This window comes from Rhodospirillales bacterium, from assembly GCA_018666775.1.
In the GTDB taxonomy this organism is placed as follows: domain Bacteria; phylum Pseudomonadota; class Alphaproteobacteria; order SMXQ01; family SMXQ01; genus JABIXC01.
On record JABIXC010000010.1, the window covers coordinates 155,481 to 181,344 of the forward strand.

The 25,864-nt window shown below is 54.4% G+C and carries 28 protein-coding genes; 8 read left to right on the top strand and 20 right to left on the bottom strand.

Annotation, left to right across the window (positions count from 1 at the left end; translation table 11 throughout):
• Window positions 1–91: 91 nt before the first annotated feature.
• The 4 genes from petA to HOJ08_05910 are packed head-to-tail and all read left to right on the top strand — an operon-like array spanning window position 92 to window position 3,617.
• Entirely contained in the window at window positions 92–643 is a 552-nt protein-coding gene (gene petA, locus HOJ08_05895) for a ubiquinol-cytochrome c reductase iron-sulfur subunit (protein MBT5672965.1), read from the top strand.
• A gap of 9 nt (window positions 644–652) precedes the next feature.
• Window positions 653–1,930, top strand: a complete 1,278-nt coding sequence (locus HOJ08_05900) for a cytochrome b (protein ID MBT5672966.1) — start codon at window positions 653–655, stop codon at window positions 1,928–1,930.
• 4 nt (window positions 1,931–1,934) lie between these two features.
• Window positions 1,935–2,699 carry a cytochrome c1 gene (locus HOJ08_05905; protein MBT5672967.1) on the top strand — a complete coding sequence of 255 codons (765 nt, stop codon included), beginning with the start codon at window positions 1,935–1,937 and terminating at the stop codon, window positions 2,697–2,699.
• A 39-nt stretch (window positions 2,700–2,738) separates the two neighbouring features.
• The gene (locus HOJ08_05910) at window positions 2,739–3,617 is read left to right on the top strand and encodes an S-methyl-5'-thioadenosine phosphorylase (GenBank protein ID MBT5672968.1); all 879 of its coding nucleotides are present in this window, start codon (window positions 2,739–2,741) and stop codon (window positions 3,615–3,617) included.
• An 84-nt stretch (window positions 3,618–3,701) separates the two neighbouring features.
• Here the strand turns inward: HOJ08_05910 and HOJ08_05915 are convergent, their stop codons facing one another.
• From HOJ08_05915 to HOJ08_05955, 9 genes are all read right to left on the bottom strand, one after another.
• Window positions 3,702–4,373, bottom strand: coding sequence for a dienelactone hydrolase family protein (locus tag HOJ08_05915; protein MBT5672969.1), 672 nt, complete (start codon window positions 4,371–4,373; stop codon window positions 3,702–3,704).
• A 118-nt stretch (window positions 4,374–4,491) separates the two neighbouring features.
• Window positions 4,492–5,592: a redox-regulated ATPase YchF gene (gene ychF, locus HOJ08_05920; protein MBT5672970.1), complete on the bottom strand. Its 1,101-nt coding sequence runs from the start codon at window positions 5,590–5,592 to the stop codon at window positions 4,492–4,494.
• A complete protein-coding gene (locus HOJ08_05925; GenBank protein MBT5672971.1) occupies window positions 5,592–6,200 on the bottom strand; it encodes an aminoacyl-tRNA hydrolase in 609 nt (202 codons plus the stop codon). The genes ychF and HOJ08_05925 overlap by 1 nt, the downstream gene beginning before the upstream one ends.
• Before the next feature lie 30 nt (window positions 6,201–6,230).
• Window positions 6,231–6,935 carry a 50S ribosomal protein L25/general stress protein Ctc gene (locus tag HOJ08_05930; GenBank protein ID MBT5672972.1) on the bottom strand — a complete coding sequence of 235 codons (705 nt, stop codon included), beginning with the start codon at window positions 6,933–6,935 and terminating at the stop codon, window positions 6,231–6,233.
• Window positions 6,936–7,100: 165 nt separating this feature from the next.
• On the bottom strand, window positions 7,101–8,033 hold the full coding sequence (locus tag HOJ08_05935; protein MBT5672973.1) for a ribose-phosphate pyrophosphokinase: 933 nt from the start codon (window positions 8,031–8,033) through the stop codon (window positions 7,101–7,103).
• Window positions 8,034–8,116: 83 nt separating this feature from the next.
• Window positions 8,117–9,013, bottom strand: coding sequence for a hypothetical protein (locus tag HOJ08_05940; protein ID MBT5672974.1), 897 nt, complete (start codon window positions 9,011–9,013; stop codon window positions 8,117–8,119).
• A 65-nt stretch (window positions 9,014–9,078) separates the two neighbouring features.
• Window positions 9,079–9,867: a peptidoglycan editing factor PgeF gene (pgeF, locus tag HOJ08_05945; GenBank protein ID MBT5672975.1), complete on the bottom strand. Its 789-nt coding sequence runs from the start codon at window positions 9,865–9,867 to the stop codon at window positions 9,079–9,081.
• Window positions 9,864–10,919 (bottom strand): class I SAM-dependent methyltransferase, encoded by a 1,056-nt coding sequence (locus HOJ08_05950; protein ID MBT5672976.1) that lies wholly within the window; start codon window positions 10,917–10,919, stop codon window positions 9,864–9,866. Before HOJ08_05950 ends, pgeF begins: the two co-directional genes overlap by 4 nt.
• A 65-nt stretch (window positions 10,920–10,984) precedes the next feature.
• On the bottom strand, window positions 10,985–11,833 hold the full coding sequence (locus HOJ08_05955; GenBank protein MBT5672977.1) for a prolipoprotein diacylglyceryl transferase: 849 nt from the start codon (window positions 11,831–11,833) through the stop codon (window positions 10,985–10,987).
• A 129-nt stretch (window positions 11,834–11,962) separates the two neighbouring features.
• Here HOJ08_05955 and HOJ08_05960 point away from each other — a divergent pair, with 129 nt between their 5' ends.
• The 3 genes from HOJ08_05960 to HOJ08_05970 all read left to right on the top strand — a co-directional run bounded on the left by HOJ08_05960 (window position 11,963) and on the right by HOJ08_05970 (window position 13,832).
• Entirely contained in the window at window positions 11,963–12,271 is a 309-nt protein-coding gene (locus HOJ08_05960) for an accessory factor UbiK family protein (GenBank protein MBT5672978.1), read from the top strand.
• 179 nt (window positions 12,272–12,450) lie between these two features.
• The gene (locus tag HOJ08_05965; GenBank protein MBT5672979.1) at window positions 12,451–12,954 is read left to right on the top strand and encodes a hypothetical protein; all 504 of its coding nucleotides are present in this window, start codon (window positions 12,451–12,453) and stop codon (window positions 12,952–12,954) included.
• 47 nt (window positions 12,955–13,001) lie between these two features.
• A complete protein-coding gene (locus tag HOJ08_05970; GenBank protein ID MBT5672980.1) occupies window positions 13,002–13,832 on the top strand; it encodes a pyrroline-5-carboxylate reductase in 831 nt (276 codons plus the stop codon).
• A gap of 32 nt (window positions 13,833–13,864) precedes the next feature.
• Here the strand turns inward: HOJ08_05970 and HOJ08_05975 are convergent, their stop codons facing one another.
• From HOJ08_05975 to HOJ08_05985, 3 genes are read right to left on the bottom strand one after another with little or no spacing between them, the layout of a single operon-like run.
• On the bottom strand, window positions 13,865–15,196 hold the full coding sequence (locus HOJ08_05975; GenBank protein MBT5672981.1) for a HAMP domain-containing protein: 1,332 nt from the start codon (window positions 15,194–15,196) through the stop codon (window positions 13,865–13,867).
• Window position 15,197: 1 nt separating this feature from the next.
• Entirely contained in the window at window positions 15,198–15,905 is a 708-nt protein-coding gene (locus HOJ08_05980; protein ID MBT5672982.1) for a response regulator, read from the bottom strand.
• Window positions 15,906–15,918: 13 nt separating this feature from the next.
• Entirely contained in the window at window positions 15,919–16,473 is a 555-nt protein-coding gene (locus tag HOJ08_05985; protein MBT5672983.1) for a MarR family transcriptional regulator, read from the bottom strand.
• 77 nt (window positions 16,474–16,550) lie between these two features.
• On the opposite strand from HOJ08_05985, the gene HOJ08_05990 reads away from it, so the two are divergent.
• Complete coding sequence (locus tag HOJ08_05990; protein MBT5672984.1) at window positions 16,551–17,450, top strand: branched-chain amino acid aminotransferase; 900 nt, start codon at window positions 16,551–16,553, stop codon at window positions 17,448–17,450.
• 12 nt (window positions 17,451–17,462) lie between these two features.
• On the opposite strand, the gene HOJ08_05995 is transcribed toward HOJ08_05990, so the two are convergent.
• The 8 genes from HOJ08_05995 to uvrB form a co-directional block, all read right to left on the bottom strand.
• Window positions 17,463–17,930 (bottom strand): molybdenum cofactor biosynthesis protein MoaE, encoded by a 468-nt coding sequence (locus HOJ08_05995; GenBank protein ID MBT5672985.1) that lies wholly within the window; start codon window positions 17,928–17,930, stop codon window positions 17,463–17,465.
• 15 nt (window positions 17,931–17,945) lie between these two features.
• Window positions 17,946–18,197, bottom strand: coding sequence for a molybdopterin converting factor subunit 1 (moaD, locus tag HOJ08_06000; protein ID MBT5672986.1), 252 nt, complete (start codon window positions 18,195–18,197; stop codon window positions 17,946–17,948).
• Window positions 18,194–18,775: a CDP-diacylglycerol--glycerol-3-phosphate 3-phosphatidyltransferase gene (gene pgsA, locus HOJ08_06005; protein ID MBT5672987.1), complete on the bottom strand. Its 582-nt coding sequence runs from the start codon at window positions 18,773–18,775 to the stop codon at window positions 18,194–18,196. Before pgsA ends, moaD begins: the two co-directional genes overlap by 4 nt.
• Window positions 18,776–18,844: 69 nt before the next feature.
• Entirely contained in the window at window positions 18,845–20,755 is a 1,911-nt protein-coding gene (gene uvrC, locus HOJ08_06010; GenBank protein MBT5672988.1) for an excinuclease ABC subunit UvrC, read from the bottom strand.
• 487 nt (window positions 20,756–21,242) lie between these two features.
• Window positions 21,243–21,695, bottom strand: coding sequence for a dihydroneopterin aldolase (locus tag HOJ08_06015; protein MBT5672989.1), 453 nt, complete (start codon window positions 21,693–21,695; stop codon window positions 21,243–21,245).
• An 8-nt stretch (window positions 21,696–21,703) separates the two neighbouring features.
• The gene (locus HOJ08_06020; GenBank protein MBT5672990.1) at window positions 21,704–22,483 is read right to left on the bottom strand and encodes an SDR family oxidoreductase; all 780 of its coding nucleotides are present in this window, start codon (window positions 22,481–22,483) and stop codon (window positions 21,704–21,706) included.
• A 35-nt stretch (window positions 22,484–22,518) separates the two neighbouring features.
• Window positions 22,519–23,499 carry a calcium/sodium antiporter gene (locus tag HOJ08_06025; GenBank protein ID MBT5672991.1) on the bottom strand — a complete coding sequence of 327 codons (981 nt, stop codon included), beginning with the start codon at window positions 23,497–23,499 and terminating at the stop codon, window positions 22,519–22,521.
• Between the two features lie 122 nt (window positions 23,500–23,621).
• Window positions 23,622–25,793, bottom strand: coding sequence for an excinuclease ABC subunit UvrB (gene uvrB / locus HOJ08_06030; GenBank protein MBT5672992.1), 2,172 nt, complete (start codon window positions 25,791–25,793; stop codon window positions 23,622–23,624).
• Window positions 25,794–25,864 lie beyond the last annotated feature (71 nt).

A 25,864-nucleotide genomic window follows, 5' to 3' on the forward strand; every position in this document is an offset into this window, starting at 1 on the left:
ACGGCCAGATTAGGGCTTTAATTGCAGGGGAATTTATATTACACCGACAGCAACTGAAGCCACGTTCTGGGGCAGCAAAGGAAAGTTTGAAATGTCGGAATCTGTAAAAGACAGTGATCAGGGCGATGACGGGGAAACCCGGCGCGATTTTCTGACACTGGCAACCGTGGCCCTTGGTGCCGCCGGTGCCGCCGCCGCCGTTTGGCCGTTGGTTGATAGTATGAACCCAGCGGCTGATACCTTGGCGCTTTCTTCCATTGAGGTGGATTTGAAGCCCATAGAAACGGGCCAGCGCATTACCGTTAAATGGCGGGGAAAACCCGTTTTTATTGATCACCGCACACAGGCCCAAATCAAACGCGCCCGCGCCGATGATGGTGCCAAACTGCGCGATCCCGAAGTCGACAAGGCCCGGGTCAAAAAGGCCGAATGGCTGGTTCTGGTTGGTGTTTGCACCCATTTGGGTTGCGTGCCACTGGGCCAGAAAACAGGCCAGCCGCGCGGCGAATTTGATGGTTGGTTCTGTCCCTGTCACGGGTCCCATTACGACGCATCGGGTCGTATTCGCAAAGGGCCTGCGCCAAAGAATTTGACAGTGCCTACTTACACGTTCCTCACCGACACCATGCTGCGTATAGGATAGAGAAGAGCCATGACATCATCTTCCCCACGTCCCCCATCCTCTCAAGGGCCCATTGTCCGCTGGATCGATGAACGGCTGCCAATTTTTACGTTCATGGAACATGAACTCAATGATTACCCGACACCAAAAAATCTGAATTACTGGTGGAATTTTGGCTCGCTGGCCGGGATTGTTCTGGTGATCATGATTGCCACGGGCATTTTCCTTGCCATGAATTACACGGCCCATGTGGACATGGCGTTTGGTTCCGTTGAACGGATTATGCGCGACGTTAATTATGGCTGGTTGATCCGCTACGTTCATATGAACGGCGCATCAATGTTCTTTCTGGTGGTCTATATCCATATGTTCCGTGGTCTTTATTATGGTTCCTATAAAGGCCCCCGTGAATTGTTGTGGTGGTTGGGCCTGATTGTCCTGATCTTGATGATGGCAACGGCCTTCATGGGCTATGTGTTGCCTTGGGGCCAGATGAGCTTCTGGGGCGCAACCGTCATCACCAATCTGTTTTCAGCCATCCCCCTTGTCGGCGATCCAATCGTGACCTGGTTGTGGGGCGGCTTTGCGGTGGATAATCCAACCCTGCAACGGTTCTTCTCGCTGCATTATCTATTGCCGTTTGTGATCGTTGGTGTGGTGGTGTTGCATCTGGTGGCACTGCACACCCACGGGTCCAATAACCCGCTGGGGATTGATCGCAAATCAGAAAAAGATTCCATCCCATTCCATCCCTATTACACGATCAAGGATATGTTTGGTCTTGGGGTGTTTCTGATCTTCTTCATGGGGTTTGTGTTTTTCGCGCCAAACTTCTTTGGCGAACCCGATAACTATATCCCTGCCAACCCCCTTCAGACGCCCGCAGAAATTGTGCCCGAATGGTATTTGTTGCCGTTCTACGCCATTTTGCGTTCCGTGCCTGATATTGCCATCCCCGGCACGTCCATCGTGTTTATGGAGGCAAAATTGGCCGGTGTGATTGCCATGTTTGGTGCCCTTTTGGTGCCGGCTGCACTGCCTTGGCTTGATTTCTCAAAGGTGCGCTCGGCCCAGTTCCGGCCTATTTACAAGCAATTGTTCTGGATTTTCCTGGCTGACTGCATCCTGCTTGGTTGGGTTGGGGCACAAAAACCTGAAGGCATGACCCTGTTCTTAGGACGTGCGGCAACGGCGTATTATTTTGCGCATCTTCTGATTTTAATGCCATTGGTGGCCAAGTTCGAAAAGACCCGACCTTTGCCAGAAAGTATTTCAGACCCGGTGTTAAAAAATGAAGGGGGGGAATAAGGCCATGATAAAACTTAAACACATCACCCTTTCTCTTATTTTGAGTGCTGCCTTAATCGGTGGGGCCTTTGCTTCTGGTGCGCCAAAGCCTACCGCCCAGAAATGGTCGTTTGATGGCATCTTTGGAAAATTTGATCGCGCTGCCTTGCAACGCGGGTTTCAGGTTTACAAGGAAGTCTGTTCATCGTGCCATTCCATGGATTACCTGTCGTATCGCAATCTATCAGCGCTGGGGTATTCCGAAAAAGAAATCAAGGCCATTGCCGCCACCACTGAGGTCATTGATGGCCCCAATGATGAAGGCGAAATGTATACCCGCAAGGGCCGCCCTTATGATCGCTTCAAGGCGCCGTTCCCCAATGCCAATGCCGCGCGTGCGGCCAATAACGGGGCATTTCCCCCGGATCTTTCGGTGATCACAAAGGCACGTCTTCATGGCCCCGATTATCTGTATGCGTTGATGACGTCGTACAAGGAAACCCCGCCAAAGGGCGTAAAGCTGGCCGAAGGCATGTTCTATAATTCGGCCTTCGGTGGCGGCCAGATTGCCATGGTGCCACCTTTGGGCGAAGAAGCGGTGGAATACACCGATGGCACGAAAGCAACGACCAAGCAGATGGCCAAAGACGTCACGGTCTTTATGTCGTGGGCGGCAGAACCTGAAATGGAAGAACGCAAACGCCTTGGCATCAAGGTGTTGTTGTTCTTGTTGGTCCTGACCGGCTTGCTCTATGCGCTCAAACGCAAAATCTGGGCCGACCTTCACTAGTCGATCTTTACCGACTGATTTTTACGGGGGAGCCGCAGAATGGCAGATGCAAAAGAAACCGTTCTTGGCATCATTGGCGGGTCTGGTCTTTATGAGATTGATGGCCTGAACAATACCCGTTGGGAACGGGTGGAAAGCCCGTTCGGGGACCCATCAGACGAATTTTTGTTTGGCGATATTGCCGGCAAAAAAGTTGTGTTCTGTCCTCGCCATGGCCGTGGCCATCGCATCCCGCCCAGTGACATTAATTTTCGCGCCAACATTGATGCGCTTAAACGTTCGGGCGTGACCGAAATTCTTTCGGTCAGTGCCGTTGGATCGTTAAAGGAAGCATTGGCGCCGGGGGCATTTGTCGTCGTTGATCAATTTATTGATCGGACGTTCGCCCGGGAAAAAAGCTTTTTCGGGACCGGCCTGGTGGCCCATGTGTCTATGGCCAAACCGGTTTGCGCGCGCATGGGCGATGCCATCGAGGCGGCCGCGCGGGCTGAAGGCATTCAGGTCCATCGCGGCGGGGCTTACCTTGCCATGGAAGGCCCACAATTTTCGACCCTGGCTGAATCTGAGCTGTATCGTTCATGGGGGGCATCGGTGATCGGCATGACCAATATGCCCGAAGCCAAATTGGCCCGCGAAGCAGAGATGTGTTACGCGACCGTGGCTATGGTCACTGATTATGATTGTTGGCACCCAGACCATGATGACGTCACCGTGGACGCCATTATCAAGACCCTGTTGGCCAATGCGGACAAGGCCCGGTCCATGGTCGGCCATTTGGCACCGGATTTGTCGGATAGCCCCGATGTTTGTCCAGAGGGCTGTCACAGGGCGCTGGATATGGCCTTGGTCACCGCACCGGAAGTTCGTGACCCGGCGCTTATGGCGCATCTGGATGCCGTTGCCGGGCGTGTTTTATAGCCCAAACCTTAGAAATCAATTTCAAACAATTGCGGCCAGCAACCGGTTAAGGCTGCTGGCCGCAAAAGAAGCGATAAACGCTGGTTAGCCGATGTTTTCGGCCAAAAGTGCTAGGCTGCGTTCGCGGGCTGTTTTAGAGGCAGCCTCGTCGAATGAACCACGATGGTCACAGTTAAAGCCGTGGCCCGCACCTTCATACATGTGCACAGGCACTTCGGGGCGTGCGGCTTTGATGGTCGCAACCTTTTCGGCATTCACACCCTTGTCTTCGGTGCCAATGTGGCAAATGACAGGGCACTTTGGAACTTCTTCGGCAAACTCTGCTGCATTGCCGCCGTAATAAGAAACGGCGCAATCAAAATTGCCGCGTGTTGCTGCAATCCATGCAACAGAACCGCCGAAGCAATAACCAATGATGCCAACCTTGCCAGCATCGCCACGGATGGCTTCTGCGGCGGCTTGGGAATCGGCTAATGAATCATCCCAGTTCAGCTGGCCACGGGTGGCTTTGCCCTTTTCTTGATCTTCAGGAACGTAGCCCAGTTCAAGGTCCTTTTCGACGCGGTCAAACAAGGCGGGTGCAATGGCAATGTAGCCATCTGCGGCGTAGCCATCGCAGACTTCCTTGATGTGTTTGTTGACGCCAAAAATTTCCTGGATGATGACCACGCCACCCTTGGGCGCGCCTGCTGGATCGGCCCGATAGGCACCGAGTTCAAAGCCATCGCTAGACGTTAATTTTACCATTTGTCCCATTTTGATTTCTCCCTGTTTTGAATTAATGATTTGGATTTGTTGCCCGTAAAATCAGGCGCGATTGTAGTGGTTGGGCGGGTTGGACGCAAATATCCCTTATTTCAAATTCTATATATTTTTAAACGTTAAAGCGAAACTCGATGATGTCGCCATCGAGAACCACATAGGTTTTGCCTTCGGTGCGCATTTTGCCCGCCGCTTTGGCCCCTTGTTCACCGCCTTCTGCGACATAATCGGCGTAAGACATGGTTTCAGCGGCGATAAACCCGCGTTCGAAATCGGTGTGGATGCACCCTGCTGCCTGGGGCGCGTTGGTGCCCACAGGAATGGTCCATGCCCGGGCTTCTTTGGGGCCTGCTGTAAAATACGTGATCAGCCCCAAAAGGCGATAGCCCTCGCGGATCAATCGGTTCAATCCGGGCTCGGTCAGTCCCATTTCTTCCAGAAAGGCATCGCGCTCATCATCGTCGGTCAGTTGCGATACATCGGCTTCGATGGCGGCTGAAATGATCACCGTGCCAGCGCCTTCTTTTGCAGCCTTGGCAGCAACGGCTTCGGTATAGGCATTGCCCTTGGCAGCCGATGCTTCATCGGTGTTGCAGGCATATAACACGGGTTTTCCGGTCAATAATTGCAGACCAGCAAAAATTGGTTTTTCATCTGCGCTTAATTCAAGTGCGCGCGCCGGCACGCCATCGCGAAGCGCTGCGGCAACTTTTTCAGCAACCGGCAGGGTGGCCATGGCTTCCTTATCATTACCCTTTGCTTTTTTAACCAGCCCATCAATGCGTTTTTCCAAACTTTCAAGATCGGCCAGCATCAGCTCGGTTTCCACCACATCGGCATCGGCCACGGGATCAACCCGACCAGAAACATGGGTAATGTCGTCGTCTTCGAAACAGCGCAGCACATGGACAATGGCATCGACTTCGCGGATATGCCCCAGAAACTGGTTGCCCAGGCCTTCACCCTTGCTGGCCCCGGCGACCAAGCCCGCAATATCAACAAATTCAAGCTGGGCCGGGATGGTTTTGACCGATTTGGCAAGCTTTGCCAATGTATCCAGACGTTCATCAGGCACAGAAACGCGCCCGGTATTGGGCTCTATGGTGCAAAACGGGTAATTCGCCGCCTCGGCCGATGCGGTTGCCGTCAGGGCATTAAACAGGGTGGACTTGCCAACATTGGGCAGTCCGACGATGCCACAGTTAAATCCCATTATGTTTCCCTGTCGTCTTTGGTTTTTTGGGGGGGGGCTTGCGGACCAATAATTTGGCCAAGGGTGTTGGTGAAGCCCTTTTCATCATTTGCAGCCAACTTTGGAAAGGATTCTGCGACCGCATCCAGAAGGGGGCTCAGCCAGACCATATCTGCTTTTGAAAAATCATCCAGAACATGGCCGGTGACCCGTTCTTTTAATCCGGGATGGCCAACACCCATGCGTACCCGGTGATAGTTCTTGCCAATATGGGCATCAATATCGCGCAGCCCATTGTGCCCGGCATGGCCGCCACCTTGTTTGATCCGCACTTTGCCCGGCGCCAGATCAATTTCGTCATGAATGACGATGACATCTTCCGCTTCAAGCTTGAAAAAGCGCAATGCAGCGCCCACGGCCAGACCGGATTCGTTCATGTAGGTTTCGGGTTTGATGGCCAGAATTTTATTGCCGTCCATGATGCCTTCGGCGCATTGGCTCTGGAAACGACCGCGCCAAGCACCAAAGCCATGGCGGCGGACAATTTCATCCACCGCCATAAAGCCAATATTGTGCCTGTTATGGGCATATTTAGTGCCGGGATTACCCAGCCCCACAAGCAATCGCATGGGTTTGCCTTGGTCAAAGGGTGGGTGGCTCTAAGCTTTGCCGCCCTCTCCCTTGTCGTCGCCGCCTTCTGCGGCTTCTGCACCTTCGGTACCTTCTGCACCTTCGACACCTTCTTCGCCTTCTTCGCCTTCTTCGCCTTCTTCAGCGGTGATCTCTTCTTCAACCACAACAGTCGGCGCGGCGATGGTGGCAATGGTGAAATCACGGTCGGTAATGGCCGGTGTTGCACCGTCCGGCAGATCGACATGACTGATATGAATACTGTCGCCAACTTCGCGACCGGTCAAATCAATGATCAGCGATTGGGGAATGGCATCCGCCCGACAGTTCAGTTCAATATCATGGCGCACAATATTCAACACGCCGCCCTGTTTGAGCCCCGGGGATTCTTCTTCATTTTCAAAGAGCATCGGGATGGCCACCGTCAAAGTGGTGGCTGCCGTAACTCTGAGAAAATCAACATGCATGGGGGCATCGGTGACAGGGTGGGATTGGACATCACGGGCAAGAACCCGGTGTTTTGTGTCATCCACATCAAGATCGATCAAGGTATTGAAAAACCCGGCACGGGTTAATTCCTTGTTCAAAATCTTGGGTTCCAAAGCGATCGAGACCGGGGCCTCTTTGCCGCCATAAATGACAGCGGGAATAAATCCAGTGCGACGAACGGCCCGAGCTGCTCCCTTACCTGCTCGGTCCTTGGCACGCGCCGAAAGCGAAATGACGTCAGCCATAGTGTAATTCTCCTTTGATTGTACGCCAGCCTCCAGGGTGCCAGCGTGTTTGAGCGGCTCGTATACGGCAAAAAAATAGGTTTTGGTAGTGCTGATTGCAGGTTTTAACCCTAAATTGCGGGTTTTTTACAGAAATTTACAGAAATTCCCAAAAATTTACAGAAATCAGTCAAACAGGTTGGAAATAGAGCTGTCATCCTCAATGCGCCGGATGGCTTCGGCCATGAGGGGGGCAATGGAAAGCTGTTGTACGGTATCAGATTGGTTGACCGCATCGGTCGCTTGAATCGAATCTGTCACCACCAAACGGCTCATGGGGGATGCGGTTGCCCGCGCCACGGCATCACCAGACAACACCCCGTGGGTGACATAGGCCGAGACGCTTTTGGCGCCCGCGTTGGTCAGGGCCACGGATGCATTGCAGAGCGTGCCAGCAGAATCGACAATATCGTCGATCAAAATGCAATCACGGCCTTTTACTTCGCCAATGATATTCATCACTTCTGATACGCCCGCGCGTTCACGGCGCTTGTCGATAATGGCAAGATCGGCATCAAGGCGGCTGGCCATGCCCCGGGCCCGTAACACACCGCCCACATCGGGGGAAACAACGCATAGGTCATCGCCGTTGAACACGTCTTTGATGTTTTTCGAAAACACCGGCTGGGCATAAAGATTGTCCACGGGAATATCGAAGAAACCCTGTATCTGCCCGGCATGAAGGTCCATGGTCAGGACCCGGTCGGCACCGGCTGCGGTAATCAGGTTGGCGACCAGCTTTGCAGAAATAGGGGCGCGAGGCGCGGTCTTGCGATCCTGGCGGGCATAGCCGAAATAGGGAATGACAGCCGTGACGCGTTTAGCGGAACCCCTGCGCAGGGCATCCAGGGTGATCAGCAATTCCATCAGATTATCGTTGGCCGGGAAAGACGTGGACTGGACGACAAAAACATCCTGGCCGCGCACATTTTCCAGAATTTCGACGTAAATTTCCATATCGGAAAAGCGTCGGACATCGGCCTTGGTCAGTTGGGTTCCAAGGTTTTTCGCAATGGCTTCGGCAAGAGGACGGTTGGAATTGCAGCACATAATTTTCATGATTGGGTCAGACAGACAGTTTTTTGACAGGACCTGAACAAGCGGGCTGAACTTACCAGCAGGGGGGCATTCTGGCAACGCCTCTATGGTGTGATTTTTTTCTGGTTCTGGTTGATTTGTGTGGGCGTTATTTTAAGACTGCGCTTGATTAATTGTGTCACGCCTTCGGCCCCGGCCTTTGTGGCAAGTGCTGCAACCGGTCCCCAGTTCTGATCCAGCGATCCTGCGCGAACCTGAGACGCCTGTCGAATGGTGCCGAGAACCCGGCCATCGGGGGCCAGAACCGACCATGCAATTCTGGCGCGCTCAAATTCGGGAGATATTTTTTCCATTTGGACATCCCCAACCAAAACCATGGCCGCCCCGTCGGTGGCAAGATCAGACGTAATTTTGAATCCCAGTTTTGAAAGGGCAAACCCCATGCTTCGGCGAAGGCTGATGGCCCCGTCTCCCGGTGCGCCTTCAATGCCCAGGATGGTAATGACGGGGGGGGACAAGGGTTTGGAATGGCCGGGAAAGAAGGGGGCCATGGCCTTGGCGACGCCGGTTGCGATCTTGGCTATAAATTTCTTGGGGGGGTTGTTTTGGTCGATTTTGCGTATTTTTTGCTGGTATTCGCCGACCATTAATCCTCTGGCATCCATCAGCCGCCAATGGATTTGCCCGGATCGTGTTGTTTGTGCAATTCCGATCAGGGTATAGCCGGTTTTGTGGGCAGAATTGCTTATCAGGCTGGTATGGGCTGGAATTTCCGCTTCGATCAGGGCCAAGGCAATGGCTTCGGTCAGTGCTTTGCTGGCGGGGACGCCAATGATTGGGGCGACCAGAACAGAGCCCTGATCTTGTGGCCTGAGCAGCAGATTGTGTTGGGAATGCCCCCCGGAATAAAGCTTGCCAGCAGGCGTGCAGGCAACAAGCGCGAAAAGTATTCCGATTGCCAGAAGGCCCTTCTTGATGGCGGTATTTTTATAACAAAACACAGCTCACCATCAGGGTTAGCACCAGAAACATCGTGAAGATAATAAGATGTGGCATGGTCGGTTCCTTAGGCCCTGCGTGCGATGACGGAAAGGTTGCGGCCATAGCCCGCCTCGCCATTCAGGGTGGATCGCCGATAGCTGAAAAACTGATCTTCCAGCGCACAGGTATCAAACCGGCTATGGCATACGGTGATGCCGCGACGCAAAAGACGCGCGCTTGTATACCCCCCAAGGTCAAATAGGTAATGCCCGGTTCTGGGCGCATCTTTGAAGAAGGTGATGGCGGCTGGGTCTTCGGCAAGAAACGGTGCGGGGAATTCGGGGCCGACCTCATAGGATTGCTGGCCGATTGCGGGGCCAATGGCTGCGGTAATGGTTTTGCCATTGGCACCGATGCTTTCCATGGCATCGAGCGTTGCCTCAATGATCCCCGACAGTGCGCCGCGCCACCCGGCATGGGCGGCGCCAATGACCGTTCCATCCTGAGATGCCATCAAAATGGGCACGCAATCGGCGGTCAGGATACCAAGGGCAGCGCCGGACTGGTTTGTCACCATTGCGTCTGCTTTGTGATCCGCAGAATTATGGGGATCATGTGGGCCATCGATGATCACGGCTTTGGCAGAATGCACCTGATGCACCGTGACCAACGCGTCCGCGTCAAGATCAAGCGACTTCAGGCACAGGGTGCGGTTTTGGGATACCGCATCGGGGTCATCATCGGATCCAAACCCGGTGTTGAGGGATTGATAAATCCCCTGACTGCGCCCGCCGTTGCGGGTAAAAAATCCGTGGGTGATGGCATCAATTGCCAAAAGGCCATCGTCTTTGATCACATCCAAGGGCGCGGTCATGACGGGGCCACTGTGTTTTGTGCCTCTATGTTCTGTGCCTCGCTGTTCTGTGAAAGACCGGGTAGGGTTTCCAAATCGGGGCTGGCCAGCGCCATCACCTTAAACAGGTTGCCCATTTCCGATGGCGCAATCAAACGCCGCAAAGACGCGTCAATCACTTCAATCTGTTCGGGCGTGGCATTTTTGTTCAGGCGTTGGGCGCGTTGGCCAATGCCAAGGTCCATTAAAAAGGCACCCTGGGTTACGGGACCAAAACACGACGCCCCGCCTGCGCGACCGGCCTGGCAGAGGGCTTTGAAATTTACATGGGCCGTCAAATCCGAATCACCTGGGTCGATCAATGGATCGACAAATTCGTGATGTTGGATGGCCTGCCAGGTTTCTCCAACCGCATCATCGGCGTACCCATAATCAATGATCAAACAGGCCCCGGAATGTTCAACCAGACGCCGCGCGATGGATTCGGCAATCGCCAATGCCGCAGGGCAGGTTTCCTTGATGGTGTTGGGGGGGGATGTTTCGGGCAGATTTTCTGCCAGTCGGATGGCATCCGGGATGGGTTTTGAGGCAACAAAATGAAACGGGTCACCCCCTGCAATCAAGCGTTCCGTCCAGCCGTGTTCCCCCAATAAAAATTGCTGAATAGGAAGGGCGTCAAAAAATTCATTGGCGATGATGATGCTGGGGCCTTGGGGCAGGTCTTCGATGGTGTCGTGCCAAATCGGGTGATGGCCAGCCAAGGTTTCCTTCTGGTGGGCGCGCAAGGTTGGGCTGGTTTCCACCAGATGAATGTGTGCAGCCTCAACAAAGCCCGGTTGCAATTTTGCAGCCCTGAGTGCATCGGCCATCATGGTGCCCCGGCCGGGGCCAAATTCGGCAAGGATAAAGGGATCAGGACAGCCCAGCGATTGCCAGACGACGGCCGCCCACAGGCCAATGATTTCCCCAAACATCTGGCTGATTTCCGGCGCGGTGATGAAATCACCTGTTTGGCCCAAGGGGTCACGGGTCCGGTAATACCCGTGTTCCGGATGGGCCAGGGCCAAATCCATAAAACGGCTGACAGGGATCGGGCCGTGGTCTTTAATTTCGCTGGCGATCAAACGCGAAAGGGTGCTCACCGTGCTTTCTGGCCTCCGGGATTAAACGCTTTGAAGATCAGCCATGCGCCAATCATGGCAACGGGCAGGGACAGCCATTGCCCCATGGTCGTGCCCCCCGCAATAAAGCCCAGATGGGCGTCGGGCTCACGAAAGAATTCAGAACCAATGCGGAAAATGCCATAGCCCAGCAAAAACGCACCAGTCAGAAAGCCGCGTCTGGCCCGGGCGGCGCAAAAGAAATGCAGCCCCCATAGTATGGCGAATAAAAGAATGCCTTCCAGACCGGCTTCGTAAAGCTGGCTGGGATGGCGCGACAACGCGCCACCACGGGGGAACACCACGGCCCAGGGAACGTCTGTGACGCGGCCAAACAGTTCACCATTGATGAAATTGGCAATGCGCCCGAAGAAAATGCCGATCGGGGCGACAAGCGCCAAAAGATCACCAAGGGCAAGCGCTGGAATGGTGCGTCGGCGACAAAACCACATCCCGGAAAGGACAACCCCGATCAGGCCGCCGTGAAAAGACATGCCGCCCTGCCAGACGGCGAGAATGCGCAAAGGGTCATCCAGATAATAACTGCCCTGATAGAACAAGACGTAGCCCATCCGGCCGCCCAGAATGATCCCAAGGGTTGCCCAAAGCAGGAAATCATCGACGCCCAGCCGGTTTATGACGGCGGGTTGGTCGGGGGCTGGTGGCTTTTCTGCGATGCGGATCAACATCCACCAGCCGATCAACAATCCGGCCACGTAGGCCAGCGCGTACCAACGGATGGCGAAGGGGCCGAAAGAAACGATAACCGGATCAATGGTGGGAAACGGTAGGGCCAAGGCCGGAAAAGCGGGAAACACGGGAAACATGATGCGCCTTCATGAATTTATGGAACGTGTGTGACACGATAGGTTTCTGCGGCGCTTGTCGCAACACCGTTGCGGCAAACCCGGCGCCTGTCCATAATAGGGTGCAACTTTCAGCCTTAGGAAAAAGCCATGCAAACACGTAATCCGATCCTTGATGATCTTGCCCGGGTCGCCTCTGGCGCGTTGGGGGTGGCTGGTGGCTTGCGTAAAGAGGCCGAAGAATTGTTGCGCATGCGCTTTGCCGCCATTCTTGCATCGGCAGACTTTGTTTCCCGCGAAGAATTCGACGTTGCCAAGGCGATGGTTGTTCGCGCGCGGACAGAAAATGAAGCTCTGGAAAAGCGCATTGCGGCCTTAGAGAAGGCCCCCGCGCAGAAAAAGAAAAAGGCAGCCAAAAAAGAAGTGCCGGTAAAAAAGAAAAAAGCGGCCAAAAAATAAGCCCCAAATTATCTTTGGCAGGCTTTCCCCCTTCGTGATCTGAAAACTTTTCCACAACTTATTTCGGTGTCGCATCAATCGCCACTTGCGTCGATGGGGTGTTTTTGGCAACCTACACTCCATAGTGGGTTGGAGATGGGGGTCATACAACATGTCGTTAAAAAAGGGGGTTTCAGGCCATGAGTGATCTTGCCTTTGAAACAGATTTTGATGACGGACATCCAATAGATTTGGTCGAAAATCTGGTGATTGCGAACCAGTGGAGCTGTGATCGTGTTGCCATGGATGAACTGGCAATCGAAATTGCCGGTCGCTGGTGTGATTATCGTTTGTTTTTTGCCTGGCATGGCGAAGCGCAGGCATTGCATTTTTCTCTGGCCCTTGATCTTCGGGTGGAGCCCAAGAAACGCGATGCGGTCAGTGGCCTGCTGGCCTTGATTAATGAAAAGCTTTGGCTTGGCCATTTTGACCTGTGGTCCGAAGACGGCTTGCCAATGTTCCGTTATGCCATTTTGTTGCGCGGCACTTCCGGGCCAACACCAGAACAAATTGAAGAACTGGTCAGTGTGGCGCTGTGTGAATCAGATCGGTTTTATCCTGCGTTCCAGTTTGTGTTGTGGGGCGGAAAAGAACCAGCAGAGGCGATTACTTGTGCCATGGTCGATCCGGTCGGCGAGGCTTAACCACGCCATTCCAGGCGTGGCCTGATTGAAAAATTAAACTGAAGGAAATGTCTGTGGGTGAAAAACTGCTTCTGGTTGGTTGTGGCCGCATGGGGGGTGCGCTTTTGCATCGCTGGATATCTGGTGGCGTCGCCCAATCTGGGGACATCACGGTCATTGAGCCCAATGAAGCCGCAGCCCAGGAAATCGCAGCAATGGGGGTAGATGTTTTTGACAGCCCCGATGAAATTCTTTCCAAATCACCTCCCGCCCCGCCGGCACTTGTCCTATTCGCAGTGAAACCCCAAATCATGGATGTGGTTGTGCCCGTTTATGCGCCGTTTGCGGCTGGGGGAAGCATCATGTTCTCTATCGCTGCGGGCAAGCCTGCGGGTTATTTCGAAGGCTTACTTGGCGCGGATGCGGCCATTGTCCGGGCCATGCCCAATACGCCGGCCCAGATTGGGCGCGGCATTACGGCCCTTTACGGGACCCCGTCGGTGAAGGATGCCGGTAAGGCGTTATGCCAGCGATTGATGGCGGCCGTTGGGGATGTGGTCTGGTTGGCCGATGAATCCCTGATGGATGCGGTCACGGCCCTATCGGGTTCTGGCCCGGCTTATGTGTTTTATATGATTGAATGTCTGGCAGCGGCAGGCGAAAAAGCAGGTCTGGCACCAGATTTGGCCGATCAATTGGCACGGGCCACGGTGGCCGGTGCGGGGGAATTGGCGCTGCAATCAGAAGAGCCCGCAGGCGATCTCAGGGTTCAGGTTACCAGCCCTGGCGGCACCACTGCCGCTGCCCTGGCGGTCTTGATGGCCGATGATGGGCTTCAATCTCTGATGATCCGCGCCGTTGCGGCGGCCAAAAAACGTTCCATTGAATTGGCCAAATAATTCAGAAATTTTGGTTTAATCTGTTCGGTGCGCTAGACGGGCAAATATAAACTTGCCCGCAATCCACCCATCGGGGATTCCCCAAGCTGGATTTCCCCACCATGGGTGTGTGCGATATCCTTGGCAATGGTCAGGCCCAGCCCGACACCACCGGTTTCTGTATTGCGCGATTGATCTAGACGCGAAAAGGCGCGAAATACGGTTTCGTGCAAATCTGTGGGTATGCCCGGGCCATTATCATCAACGTTGATTTCTATTTTGTCCTTTTTGCGTGCGGCGCTCAGGCTCACTTGGTCGCCATATTTGGCGGCATTGGAAACCAGATTGGAAATGCAGCGTCGGATGGCATCGCGTCGGACGGACAGGGTTAGTGCTTCGTCACATGTGAAATCGATGTTCGCGCCACTGCGGGTGGCATCGCGGACAATTGTTTTCAAAAGCCCGGTAAGATCGGTTGCGGCCATGGGTTCATTGCCTTCGCCCCTGGCAAAGGCCAGATACCCTTCAACCATTTGTTCCATTTCCGTTACGTCGCCCTTAAGCGCTTCGGTTTCTGGATTGTTCATCATGGCGATCTGAAGCTTCATGCGCGTCAATGGTGTTCGCAGGTCGTGGGAAACGCCTGCGAGCATTTCGGTGCGCTGGCCGATCTGGCGTTGCAGGCGGTCGCGCATCCGATTAAATGCCGCCGCGGCTTGTCGCACTTCTACGGCGCCCTGAATTCTGAAAATGGGAATATCCCCCCCCTTGCCAAGGGTATCGGCAGCCGCCGCCAGCCGCCGTATGGGTCTGATCTGATTGCGCATAAACAGCATGGCCACAGCGAATAAAATAAGCGAAGACCCTGCCATCAGGGCCAGAAACAAATACGTCGTAGACGTAAACAGCCGTTTGCGCGGCGCAATGATGTGAAAGACGCCATCGGGTGCCTGAATATTAATAAAGACGTCGCGGTCCTTTGATCGTGAATCGATCACCATTGGCAGGTGGATACGATCGGTCAGCGCATGACGGAGAATGCGCTCCAGATTATTGGGTGCCGCCACGGGGGCAACATTGCGAAGGATTTCACCTTCTTTAAACGTCACATGGATGTTCCAGTGGACCCGGGCAAATTCGAAGGTCGCCTTGTGGTTTTTTGTCCCCGGAGACTGACGGGCCAGATCAATGGTAGCGGCAATATCGCCCGAAAGCCCACGGGCAAGGCGCAGTGCAACGGTATCCCAGTGGCGTTCAAAAAATACCCAGGCAGAAAATATTTGCAGCAAGATCAAGGGGGAGACGATGATTAAAAGCGACCGTCCCAGCAGGGTCTTGGGCAAAAGCCGTTTGATGAAGCGGGTGGGGTGGAAAAGGGCGCGCATGTTAATCAGGCCTCAAGATATAGCCCTTGCCCCGCACAGTGCATAGGTAGCGGGGCATTTTGGGGTCAACTTCAATCTTGCGCCGAAGTCTGGTTACCTGAACATCAATGGCGCGATCGCTGCCCGTCTCGCCACTCATGCGCGACAGGGTTTCGCGGGACAGGGCAACATCTGCACTGCGTGCCAGGGCATTCAGCAGGCTGGCTTCAGTGGTGGTCAGGCGGATCAGCGTTCCATCCCGCGTTAATTCCTGACGATTGAGGTCGAATTGACAGTCCCCAAAAGAAAGCGTGCGGCTGGGGGGTGGCTTTGCCACTGCGCGGGACAGAATGCGGCGGATGCGCAAGACCAGTTCCCGGGGTTCAAACGGTTTGGAAAGGTAATCATCCACGCCCCGCTCCAACCCATTGATGCGGTCTTCGGTTTCCCCCATGGCGGTCAACATGAGAATGGGCACGGCGTTGGTTCGTCGTAGATCGGATGCAAAATCAAGTCCGCTTTCTCCCGGCATCATGACGTCGAGCACAAGAAGATCAAAATCCAGCCCCTGCATGCGGGCGCGGGCCTGTGTCGTGTCCTGGGCCTCGGTGACGCGAAAGCCATTCTCGGAAAGATAGCGGTGCAGCAATTCGCGCAGGCGCCGGTCATCGTCAACGATCAGGATATGGGCCTGCCCGGTTTCATCGCCAATTATGTCATTCGGTGTCATTGGCATAGGCGGTTCAGTCTCTTTCGGGGCGCAAGCGGGCCGCGCCCGGATTGGCATGAGGATCGGGTGTGTCTGATTGATCGGTGGCATTGGCATTGAAAATGCGGCGATCATCTTCGCCAATGACCCCAAGCAGCACTTTGCGAAATCCATCCACGGCTTCTGCGCCGACCTGGCGATAGGCTCGGGCAAGGCAGGCGCGCTGGCTTTCGGTCAACGCGCGTTCAATCTCCATGCCTTTTGGTGTCAGCGACAGGTGACGCCGCCGGCGATCCCGCAACCCCGGTGCCTGATCGATCAGTTCCATGGCGGCCAAATCGCCTAACACCCGCGATAGGCTTTGTTTGGTGATGCGCAGAAGTTTGAGAAGTTCTGATACCGATATTCCGGCATGGCGACCGATGAAATAAAGGGACCGGTGGTGGGCACGGCCTAGTTTGTGGCGTGCAAGAACCTCGTCCGCTTCCGCCAGAAAATCACGGTAGGCGAAAAACAAAAGTTCCATGCCTTCGCGAAGATCTTCTTCGCGCAGGAACAGCGGATTGAAACCTGATTTTAAGTCAGCCATATTGACATATATGATATCAAATGCTAGTCAACGCAACATTCTTCTAACTTTGCGTAACTCTTTGAAAGCATTGGTTCATGACGTTAATTCCCTTCGATGATCGTGACGGGGTCGTCTGGTCCGATGGCGATTTGGTGCCGTGGCGCGAATCCCGGCTTCATGTTTTGAGCCATGGACTGCATTACGCTTCCTGTGTTTTTGAGGGTGAGCGGGTGTATGGCGGTAAAATTTTCAAATTGGGTGAGCATACGGAACGCCTGTTTCATTCCGCTGAAATCTTGGGCTTTGAAATCCCCTATACCATTGATGCCATCAACGCGGCCTGCGAACAAACCGTAGAAACCCAGGGTATCAAAGACGGCTATGTTCGACCTGTCGCGTGGCGCGGCAGTGAGATGATGGCGGTTTCAGCCCAGAAGACGACCATCCATGTGGCGGTTGCCGCCTGGGAATGGCCAAGCTATTTCAATCCCGAAGATCGCCTTAAGGGCATTCGTTTGACACTGGCATCGTGGCGTCGCCCAGCCCCAGATACGGCACCAACAGATGCCAAGGCTGCGGGCCTGTACATGATCTGCACCCTTTCCAAACACGATGCCGAGGCCAAGGGCTATCATGATGCCTTGATGCTGGATTATCGGGGGTTGATTGCCGAATCAACAGGGGCCAATATTTTCCTGGTTCAAGACGGCAAACTGCACACCCCTGTGCCCGATTGCTTTCTGGATGGCATTACCCGGCGCACGGTGATCACCCTTGCCCGTGATCGTGGGATTGATGTGGTGGAACGCCAGATTAAACCTGAAGAATTGGCCCATACCGATGAGGTGTTCCTGACCGGCACCGCAGCAGAGGTCACCCCCGTGAGCGAGATTGACGAACACAGTTTCGTGGTTGGTGAGATCACCCGGGGTTTGATAGAAGATTACGACAAGCTGGTGCGGACAAACACGACCACGGCTGTTTCTGCCGCCTGATCCAGAATCTGACTAGTCTTCTTCCCAACGCTTCGCGGCCTCTGTGTCGCTGTCGCGCGCAGATACCCATTTTTCACCGTCTTCTGTGTCTTCGCATTTCCAGAAGGGTGCTTTGGTTTTAAGCCAATCAATCAGGAAGGTGCAGGATTCAAGCGCATCGCCTCGGTGCGCCGCCGCACAAGCAACCATGACGATTTCTTCGCCCGGGTCCAAAGTGCCATAGCGGTGGATGATCAGCGTTGCGTCTAAATTCCACCGTCGATGGGCGTCTTGTTCAATTTCCGTCAGCATTTTTTCCGTCATGCCGGGGTAATGTTCCAGGGTCATGGCGCGAATGGCGCTGGTGCCCGCATCATCGTTGGGAACAAAATCCCGCACCAAGCCGACAAAAATGCCCAAGCCGCCAATGTCTGTGCGCCCCTGGGTCATGGCGGCCAGTTCGGTGCTGACGTCGAAATGTTCTTTTTGAACCCGGATCATGGTTGCCTCTTTCGGCTATCCGCCGGTGACCGGCGGGAATAGCCCAATTTCATCATTCATGGAGACCGGGGTGTCCGGGGTGGCGAATTCCTGATTAACAGCGATCCGGACCAGTTCCGGTCTTGATAAAGCATCGCCATGTTTGGCATCGATGTCCTTAAGCCACGCAACAAGGGCGCCTGCAGTATTTATTTCCAAAGGCGGCGTGACGGTTTCTTCGGCACAGCCAATGGTGGTTCTCAACCATGCAAAATAGAGAATTTTCATGATTTATTTCCCGGCTCGTCACTGTCTTCAGTCATGTGGGAAAGCCCGGCCCGCAGGTAGTCATACCCTGTCACCAGCGTCAGGATGGCGGCAATCCACAATCCCCACGCACCGACTATTTGCGTGCCAAGGGCCGGTGGTGCGGCTTCGCCAAGCAGCAATAAAGAGATGGCCGTCATTTGCAGGGCTGTTTTCCATTTGGCCAATTGTCCCACAGGCAGGCCGACATTAATTTCGGCCAGAAATTCCCGGAGCCCGGAGACCAAAATTTCGCGCACTAAAATAACCAGTGCGGGCATGATCAGCCAACCCGACATCCATTCTGTTGCAACCATCATGAACAGGGCCACTGCGACCATGATTTTATCTGCGACAGGGTCAAGAAACTGCCCAAGGCGGGTGACCTGATCCCATGAGCGTGCCAGATAGCCATCCATAAAATCTGTGAGCGACGCGGCCGCAAACAACCCTGCTGCCACCCAATGGGCGGTGGGCTTGTCGAGAAAGAAAGCGCCGATCAAAAGCGGGATGACGGCAATCCGCGACAAGGTTAAAAAATTGGGCAAGGTGGTCAGCATGGCTCAGAAAGTTTTCTTGATGGTTATTGGTTGGATTCTCAGTGTTCCGGTGATGGGGAGTTTAACGCTCTATGGCTCGCCGTGGAAGTGGTCATAGATACGGCGTGCAACGGTGGTGGAAATCCCTTCTACTTTGCCTAAATCTTCAACGCCTGCCTCACCGACGGCATTGACGGCCCCAAAATGCTGGAGCAGTGCCCGTTTGCGGGATGCCCCAATGCCGGAAATCTTGTCCAGTTCAGAACGGATGGTGGCTTTGGTCCGTTTTGCGCGTTGGGTGCCGATGGCAAATCGGTGTGCCTCATCGCGCAGGCGTTGCAGAAAGTAAAGCACAGGAGACCGATCAGGCAAAGAAAACGGCTCTTTATTTGGAACAAAAAACCGTTCACGGCCGGCATTCCGGTCCGGTCCTTTGGCAATGGTGACAAGTGCCACATCATTGATGCCAAGATCGGCAAACACGTCACGCGCGATGCTCATCTGGCCCGGGCCGCCATCAATCAAGACCATGTCGGGCCATTGGCCATCGGTTTGGCGGGCATCTTCGCGAAGGGCGCGGGAGAACCGCCGGTTCAACACTTCGCGCAGCATGGCGTAATCATCGCCCGGCGCCATATCACCGTCAGGATTTTTGATGTTGAATTTCCGGTATGCAGATTTGATGAAGCCTTCCGCGCCTGCAACAACCATGGCACCAACAGCGTTGGTCCCGGAAATATGGCTGTTGTCATAAATTTCAATGCGCTTCGGCGCATCAGCCAGCCCAAAGGTTTGGGCAACATCTTCCATCAGTTTGCGTTGGGAGGCATTTTCAGCCAGCCGCCGTGCCAGTGCCGCTTCGGCATTGTTGGTGGCATGTTCCATAGCACTTCGGCGTGCGCCCCGTTTGGGCACCGTGAGGGTCACCTTGCGTTCGGCCCTGATTTTCAGGGCATCGGTGACCAATTGGGTGTTGGGGATGGGGTGGCTCAGCATCACCAGCGGCGGGGGCATGTGGCGGGCATAGAACTGGCCAATGAAACTTTCAAGAATATCGGCATCACTGGTCTTGGACGGAAAGCTCGGGAAATAGGCCCGGTTGCCAAAATTCTGGCCGGAACGAAAGAAGAAAACCTGTATGGCGCAGGCCTCGCCATTGCTGTGGAGCGCGATCACATCGCCATCACCAAGGCCCTTAAGGTTGATGTCCTGGTGGCTCTGGATGCGGGTCAGCGCCTGAATGCGGTCGCGATATACGGCGGCGGTTTCATAATCCTGTGCATCGCTGGCCGCCTGCATCTGTTTGCCCAATTGATCTTGAATGCCCCGGCTTTGGCCTTTCAGGAAGGCGCGAACCTGTTCCACCAGAGCAAGGTAATCATCGCTTTCTATGCGCCCGACACAAGGGGCTGTACATCGTTTGATCTGGAATTGCAGGCAAGGCCGGGTGCGGCTTTCAAAGGTGTTATCGGAGCATGAGCGCAACGGAAAGGCCCGGCCCAGCTGGGCCAGCGTTGCGTTCACGGCCCCGGCAGAAGCAAAGGGGCCAAAATATTCCCCGGTTTTTTTCTGGGCGCCGCGGTGTTTGGTGATGCGGGGCCACGGGTGGTCGGTGGTGATGGTGATATGGGGAAACGTTTTATCGTCGCGCAGCAACACGTTATAGCGCGGCTTCAGACGCTTGATCAGATTGCTTTCCAAAAGCAAGGCTTCGGCTTCTGTATGGGTGGTGACAATTTCAAGGCGTACCGTTGCCCCAACCACACGGCCCATGCGGGCACCAAGACGTTCAGGATGGGCATAGGCCATGACGCGTTTTTTCAGGTTCTTCGCCTTGCCCACATATAAAACATCGCCCTTGGCATTTTCCATTCGATAAACACCGGGCCGGGTTGGCATGGTGGCCAGTTCGGCACTGATCAGGGCCGCCCCGGTAAGGGGTGATTTGGATGCTTTGGCTGTTGCTTTGGCCGCTGCTTTGATCTGTGTTTTTTTTGCCATGATGGCGATTGTCGTTCCTGACAGTGATGCGTCAACAATAAGGACCTTGGGTAAGCTCTGGAATTGTTAGCGAAAATTCCATTTGAGGCTATGGTTTTCGAGGGGGGGGTCTTAAATTTCTATCCACCGATTCTGTGTATAAGTCTGTGGGCAAAGGCTTGTGTAAAATACCCACCCCTAGAAGACACTGGCAGGACACCGGATTGCCTAAAATTTAGGCATAATTAATAACCTATTGAAATTAAATGCGAAATCAAAAGTCAACGATTAACACTCTGTTAAGAATAATTTTTGTGCATGATTGCAAGGATTCTAAACCGGAGGTTTTTTCCCTGTGTACAACTTAAGTGACATTTAGAGGTCTCAGGGGTGTGGCAAAGCGCATGCATTGGGCCCAATGGGGTCTTTTTTGTCCCTTTTTGCGTCTATTTGCGGCTTTTTGCCTCTGTTCTTGTGATTAATCGGTTTTGCGAAATCGTTCGATTGATTAATCGGTTTTGCGAAATCGTTCGATTTCGACACCAGCACTGGTGGCATCTTCAAAAACATCGAGCTTTTCCACCCGGACCAGCGCTGAAACGGCGCGTTCATCTTCGAGACAAAAACCCGCAATTTTTTCGGCGAGGGTTTCCACCAAGTTGATATGTGGCCCCCCCAGAATGGCCCGTATGCCATGGGCAATGTCTTCATAACAGACAACATGGACAATTTCATCCGCAGGCGGTGGGCCATCATCGAGCACGGCAACATCGATGTTAATGCAGACGCGCTGCGGGCTTTGCTTTTCATGGGCGTGAATCCCGAGAGAGCACGATGCCATAAGGTCACGGATAAAGACCCGGCGCAGGCGCTGCTGGTCCCCTGTGCTTTCAGCTGCGTGGGTCGGTGCGTGGAAGGGACGCAGGGGCTGGATCGTGGAAATTTTGGAATCTTGGGACATGGGTTTTGTTATTCCGTTTCCGGTGCGGGGCCTGGTGCTGACCAATGCAGGTGTTGGCCCGAATCGAGGGATATCATTTGCCCGGTAATAGAGCGCGCGGCAAGCAGAAAAAGAACACCATGGGCAATTTCTTCAGGTGCCACGGCGCGTCCCAGCGGGGTTGCCTGGGCTTGGGCCTCAAACTGGGCAGTATTCTGGCGGGTGCTGGGCAGTACCGGGCCGGGTGCGATGGCGTTGACCCGGATGTTCGGGGCCAGCGCCAGGGCCAAGGTTCGGGTCAGGGTCCATAACCCCGATTTCGATAGGGTGTAGGACACAAAATGCGGTGTCAGGTTTTTCACCCTCTGGTCCAGAAGATTGATGATGTTGCCTTCCAGGCCCTCTCCTAGCCCGGCTGCGAACGCCTGAGAGAGCACAAAGGGGGCGCGCAAATTGGTTTCCATATGCCCGTCCCAGCTTGTCCGGTTGACCGTATCAACCTCATCACGTTCAAACAGGGATGCGTTGTTGATCAATGTGGTGACCGGCCCAAGGGCATCTTGCGTGCGTGATACCAGCGTTTGGGTTTGATCCTCTTGGCTGAGATCGGCCTGCATGGCCATGGCCTTGCCGCCATTGGCCTGAATTTCCGACGCGACAGTTTCGGCATCTTTGCCAGATTGGTTGTAATGCACGCAAACCGAATATCCAGCACCGCCCAAAGCAATCGCAATGGCACGCCCAATGCGCCGCCCGCCCCCGGTCACAATTGCGCAGCCTTTATTTGAAACGGGTTCAGGTGCGGTCATGGCTTCATCATCATCTTTGTAATTTTATGGCGGGATCAAAAGGGCAGGGATTCAACCCCATAAAACTGTAACGCTGTATAGGCAGCATAGGTTCCCAGAAAGCCAATGGCTACGGGTCGCGATATACCGCGCTTAAGGGTAATTGATGCCAGCAAGACAATGGTCACCCCCAGCATGAACCAAAGATCGAATTTAAGAATTTGCGGCGGCACTTTTAAGGGCGTGACGATGGAAACCACCCCCATGATGGCCAGCAAGTTGTAAATATTGGCCCCAATGATATTGCCAATGGCGACATCAGAATGTTTGCGATATGCAGCAACCACGGCGGTGGCCAGTTCCGGCAGGGATGTGCCGATGGCAACCATGGTCAGGCCAATGACTTCTTCGCCAACGCCAAATTCCCGCGCTGTGGTGACAGCACCGGCAACCAGAAGCCGTGCCCCGAACACCACGGCGGCAATGCCGCCAACCACGGATATGATTGCCAGCCAGGTTGATTTTGGTCCTTCGGAAAATTCTTCAGCTTCCTGGGCGATGACATCGCCATTGGCGCTGGCCACCCGGTGCTGCTTGCGTTCGGTCCAAAAGGCATAGATTGAATAGGTCACCAACGCACCGATCATCAAGATGCCCTGAACCCGGTTGATGGTGCCTTCCAGAGCCAGACCGACAAACAGAAAGGCCGACCCCAACATGACTGAGCCATCGCGGTAGAGCGCGCGGGGATTACAATTTATGGGAAAAATCAGGGCCGATGTTCCCAAAATCAGCAAGATATTGGCAATGTTTGATCCGATCACATTGCCGACAGAAATGCCCGGTTGGCCGATCAGCGCGCCTTCAAGGCTGACCACCAGTTCCGGTGCCGTTGTGCCATAGGCGACAATGGTCATGCCGATGATCATGGGCGATACCTTTAGACGCGTCGCAAGGGACACTGCGCCGCGCACCAGATATTCCGCCCCGAAAAGTAAAAGAATAAAGCCGCCAATAATTTCAAAAACTGTCGTCATTATATTTCCCTGTATTTGGGCCTGTTGTTTGAGGGCTTTCGTCTAACACGGAGCAGGGGAAACCGCAACGTGGGGCCGGGGGCCAGCTCCGTGGGCTATCTGTCAGGCGCGGCCGTGATTGATCAGGCGCCCCCGCCTTGGGGCTGGCCGGTCTTGGCGCGGCCATCGGGCTTTTTGCCACCTTTTTTGCTGGTTTTTCTCGCTTGGGGGCGTCTTAAGGCGGCCCCCAGGTCGGTACCCAGTTCATGGGCCGAAAGCCTGCGGATTTCATCGCGCAAACGGGCGGCTTCTTCAAATTCCAAATCTGCTGCGGATTTTTGCATGCGGGCTTCCATGTCTTCAATGACCTTGCGCAGGTTATGGCCGGTCAAATGGACGGCATCGGCACCGGTATCGACATTCACGTAATCTTGTTCAAACACCGTTTGCAGAACATCGCCAATTCCTTTGCGCACACTTTCCGGCGTAATGCCGTTGGCTTTGTTATAGGCGACCTGAATTTTCCGGCGTCGATCGGTTTCTTCGATGGCCCCGGTGATCGACCCGGTCATGGTGTCGGCATAGAGAATCACCCGTCCATCAACATTGCGCGCCGCCCGGCCAATGGTCTGGATCAGGGATGTCTGGGAACGCAGGAAGCCTTCCTTGTCGGCATCCAAAATCGCCACCAATGCGCATTCCGGAATATCTAACCCTTCGCGCAACAGGTTGATGCCGATCAATACATCAAAGGCCCCAAGGCGCAGGTCACGGATGATCTCGATCCGTTCCAGAGTGTCGATATCGGAATGCAGGTAGCGCACGCGCACGCCCGCATCGTGCATGTATTCAGTCAGGTCTTCGGCCATTTTCTTGGTCAGCGTGGTCACCAATGCGCGCTGGCCATTGGCGGCCAATGCCTTGCATTCCCCCAAAAGATCATCCACCTGGGTTTCCACCGGGCGGATAATGCAGGGCGGGTCCACCAGACCCGTGGGCCGGATCACCTGTTCGGTGAAGACCCCGTGGGTCTGTTCCAGCTCCCATGGTCTGGGGGTTGCGGAAAGAAACACGGTGTCTGGCCGCATTTCATCCCATTCTTCGAATTTCAAGGGGCGGTTGTCGATGCATGATGGCAGGCGAAACCCAAAGTCGGCCAGCGTGGATTTGCGGTTAAAATCGCCCCGGTACATGCCGCCCAGTTGGGGCACGGTGACGTGGCTTTCATCGACAAACAATGTGGAATCTTCGGACAGATATTCGAACAAGGTCGGCGGCGGTTCGCCGGGTTTACGACCGGTCAGATAGCGGGAGTAATTCTCGATGCCTGAACAGTGCCCGGTGGCTTCCATCATTTCCAGATCAAAGGTGGTGCGTTCTTCCAGACGTTGGGCTTCCAACAATTTACCTTCCGCCCGCAACTGGATCAGGCGCGCCTTCAGCTCAACCTTGATGCCCTTTGCTGCTTGATCAATGGTGGGGCGCGGGGTGACGTAATGGGAATTGGGATAGACGGTGATGCGATCAAGGCTGGCCGCCTTTTCCCCGGTCAGGGGGTCAAATTCCGTGATGCTTTCTACATCATTGCCAAATAGGCTGAGCCGCCATGCGCGATCTTCCAGATGGGCCGGGAAGATTTCGACACTGTCGCCCCGGGCCCGGAAATCACCCCGCAGGAAGGCCCCGTCATTGCGCCGATATTGCCGTTCTACCAAGGACCGCAGCAGGTCTGCGCGTTCAATCTGTTGGCCCTTTTCTATTTTTATCGTCATGGATGAATAATCTTCGACGGCACCAATGCCATAGATGCAAGACACGGAGGCGACAATGATGACATCGCGGCGTTCCAGCATGGAGCGTGTTGCCGCATGGCGCATGCGGTCGATTTCTTCATTGATGGAGGCGTCTTTTTCGATATAGGTGTCGGACCGCGCCACATAGGCTTCGGGTTGGTAGTAATCGTAATAGGAGACAAAATATTCGACGGCGTTATCAGGGAAAAAGCCCTTCATTTCACCATAAAGCTGCGCCGCCAGCGTTTTGTTGGGGGCGAGGATCAGGGCAGGGCGTTTCAGGTTGGCAATGCAATGGGCCATGGTAAAGGTCTTGCCTGACCCGGTGACACCCAACAAAACCTGATTGCGGGTGCCCTGATGCAGCCCTTCGGTCAGTTCCTGAATGGCTTTGGGTTGGTCGCCGGTTGGGCTAAAATCGCTTACCAAATGGAAATTAGCATCCCCTGAGGGCCGTAAATGGGCCCGTTTGGGAATGGTGCCGGGGACATTCTCAGGTTTTGGGGATTCTGGGCCGCTCATTTCCCTTTATAGTCGGATAAAACCGGGTCTGACCAGAGCCTGAGCGGCCCGGGCTTAATTTGTTGCTTAAA

Bases quoted from the DNA above. Each gene is read 5' to 3' on its own strand.
- petA (MBT5672965.1), top strand. From the start codon at position 92: ATGTCGGAATCTGTAAAAGACAGTGATCAGGGCGATGACGGGGAAACC.
- HOJ08_05900 (MBT5672966.1), top strand. From the start codon at position 653: ATGACATCATCTTCCCCACGTCCCCCATCCTCTCAAGGGCCCATTGTC.
- HOJ08_05905 (MBT5672967.1), top strand. From the start codon at position 1,935: ATGATAAAACTTAAACACATCACCCTTTCTCTTATTTTGAGTGCTGCC.
- HOJ08_05910 (MBT5672968.1), top strand. From the start codon at position 2,739: ATGGCAGATGCAAAAGAAACCGTTCTTGGCATCATTGGCGGGTCTGGT.
- HOJ08_05915 (MBT5672969.1), bottom strand. From the start codon at position 4,373: ATGGGACAAATGGTAAAATTAACGTCTAGCGATGGCTTTGAACTCGGT.
- ychF (MBT5672970.1), bottom strand. From the start codon at position 5,592: ATGGGATTTAACTGTGGCATCGTCGGACTGCCCAATGTTGGCAAGTCC.
- HOJ08_05925 (MBT5672971.1), bottom strand. From the start codon at position 6,200: ATGCGATTGCTTGTGGGGCTGGGTAATCCCGGCACTAAATATGCCCAT.
- HOJ08_05930 (MBT5672972.1), bottom strand. From the start codon at position 6,935: ATGGCTGACGTCATTTCGCTTTCGGCGCGTGCCAAGGACCGAGCAGGT.
- HOJ08_05935 (MBT5672973.1), bottom strand. From the start codon at position 8,033: ATGAAAATTATGTGCTGCAATTCCAACCGTCCTCTTGCCGAAGCCATT.
- pgeF (MBT5672975.1), bottom strand. From the start codon at position 9,867: ATGACCGCGCCCTTGGATGTGATCAAAGACGATGGCCTTTTGGCAATT.
- HOJ08_05950 (MBT5672976.1), bottom strand. From the start codon at position 10,919: ATGGATTTGGCCCTGGCCCATCCGGAACACGGGTATTACCGGACCCGT.
- HOJ08_05955 (MBT5672977.1), bottom strand. From the start codon at position 11,833: ATGTTTCCCGTGTTTCCCGCTTTTCCGGCCTTGGCCCTACCGTTTCCC.
- HOJ08_05960 (MBT5672978.1), top strand. From the start codon at position 11,963: ATGCAAACACGTAATCCGATCCTTGATGATCTTGCCCGGGTCGCCTCT.
- HOJ08_05965 (MBT5672979.1), top strand. From the start codon at position 12,451: ATGAGTGATCTTGCCTTTGAAACAGATTTTGATGACGGACATCCAATA.
- HOJ08_05970 (MBT5672980.1), top strand. From the start codon at position 13,002: ATGTCTGTGGGTGAAAAACTGCTTCTGGTTGGTTGTGGCCGCATGGGG.
- HOJ08_05975 (MBT5672981.1), bottom strand. From the start codon at position 15,196: ATGCGCGCCCTTTTCCACCCCACCCGCTTCATCAAACGGCTTTTGCCC.
- HOJ08_05980 (MBT5672982.1), bottom strand. From the start codon at position 15,905: ATGACACCGAATGACATAATTGGCGATGAAACCGGGCAGGCCCATATC.
- HOJ08_05985 (MBT5672983.1), bottom strand. From the start codon at position 16,473: ATGGCTGACTTAAAATCAGGTTTCAATCCGCTGTTCCTGCGCGAAGAA.
- HOJ08_05990 (MBT5672984.1), top strand. From the start codon at position 16,551: ATGACGTTAATTCCCTTCGATGATCGTGACGGGGTCGTCTGGTCCGAT.
- HOJ08_05995 (MBT5672985.1), bottom strand. From the start codon at position 17,930: ATGATCCGGGTTCAAAAAGAACATTTCGACGTCAGCACCGAACTGGCC.
- moaD (MBT5672986.1), bottom strand. From the start codon at position 18,197: ATGAAAATTCTCTATTTTGCATGGTTGAGAACCACCATTGGCTGTGCC.
- pgsA (MBT5672987.1), bottom strand. From the start codon at position 18,775: ATGCTGACCACCTTGCCCAATTTTTTAACCTTGTCGCGGATTGCCGTC.
- uvrC (MBT5672988.1), bottom strand. From the start codon at position 20,755: ATGGCAAAAAAAACACAGATCAAAGCAGCGGCCAAAGCAACAGCCAAA.
- HOJ08_06015 (MBT5672989.1), bottom strand. From the start codon at position 21,695: ATGTCCCAAGATTCCAAAATTTCCACGATCCAGCCCCTGCGTCCCTTC.
- HOJ08_06020 (MBT5672990.1), bottom strand. From the start codon at position 22,483: ATGACCGCACCTGAACCCGTTTCAAATAAAGGCTGCGCAATTGTGACC.
- HOJ08_06025 (MBT5672991.1), bottom strand. From the start codon at position 23,499: ATGACGACAGTTTTTGAAATTATTGGCGGCTTTATTCTTTTACTTTTC.
- uvrB (MBT5672992.1), bottom strand. From the start codon at position 25,793: ATGAGCGGCCCAGAATCCCCAAAACCTGAGAATGTCCCCGGCACCATT.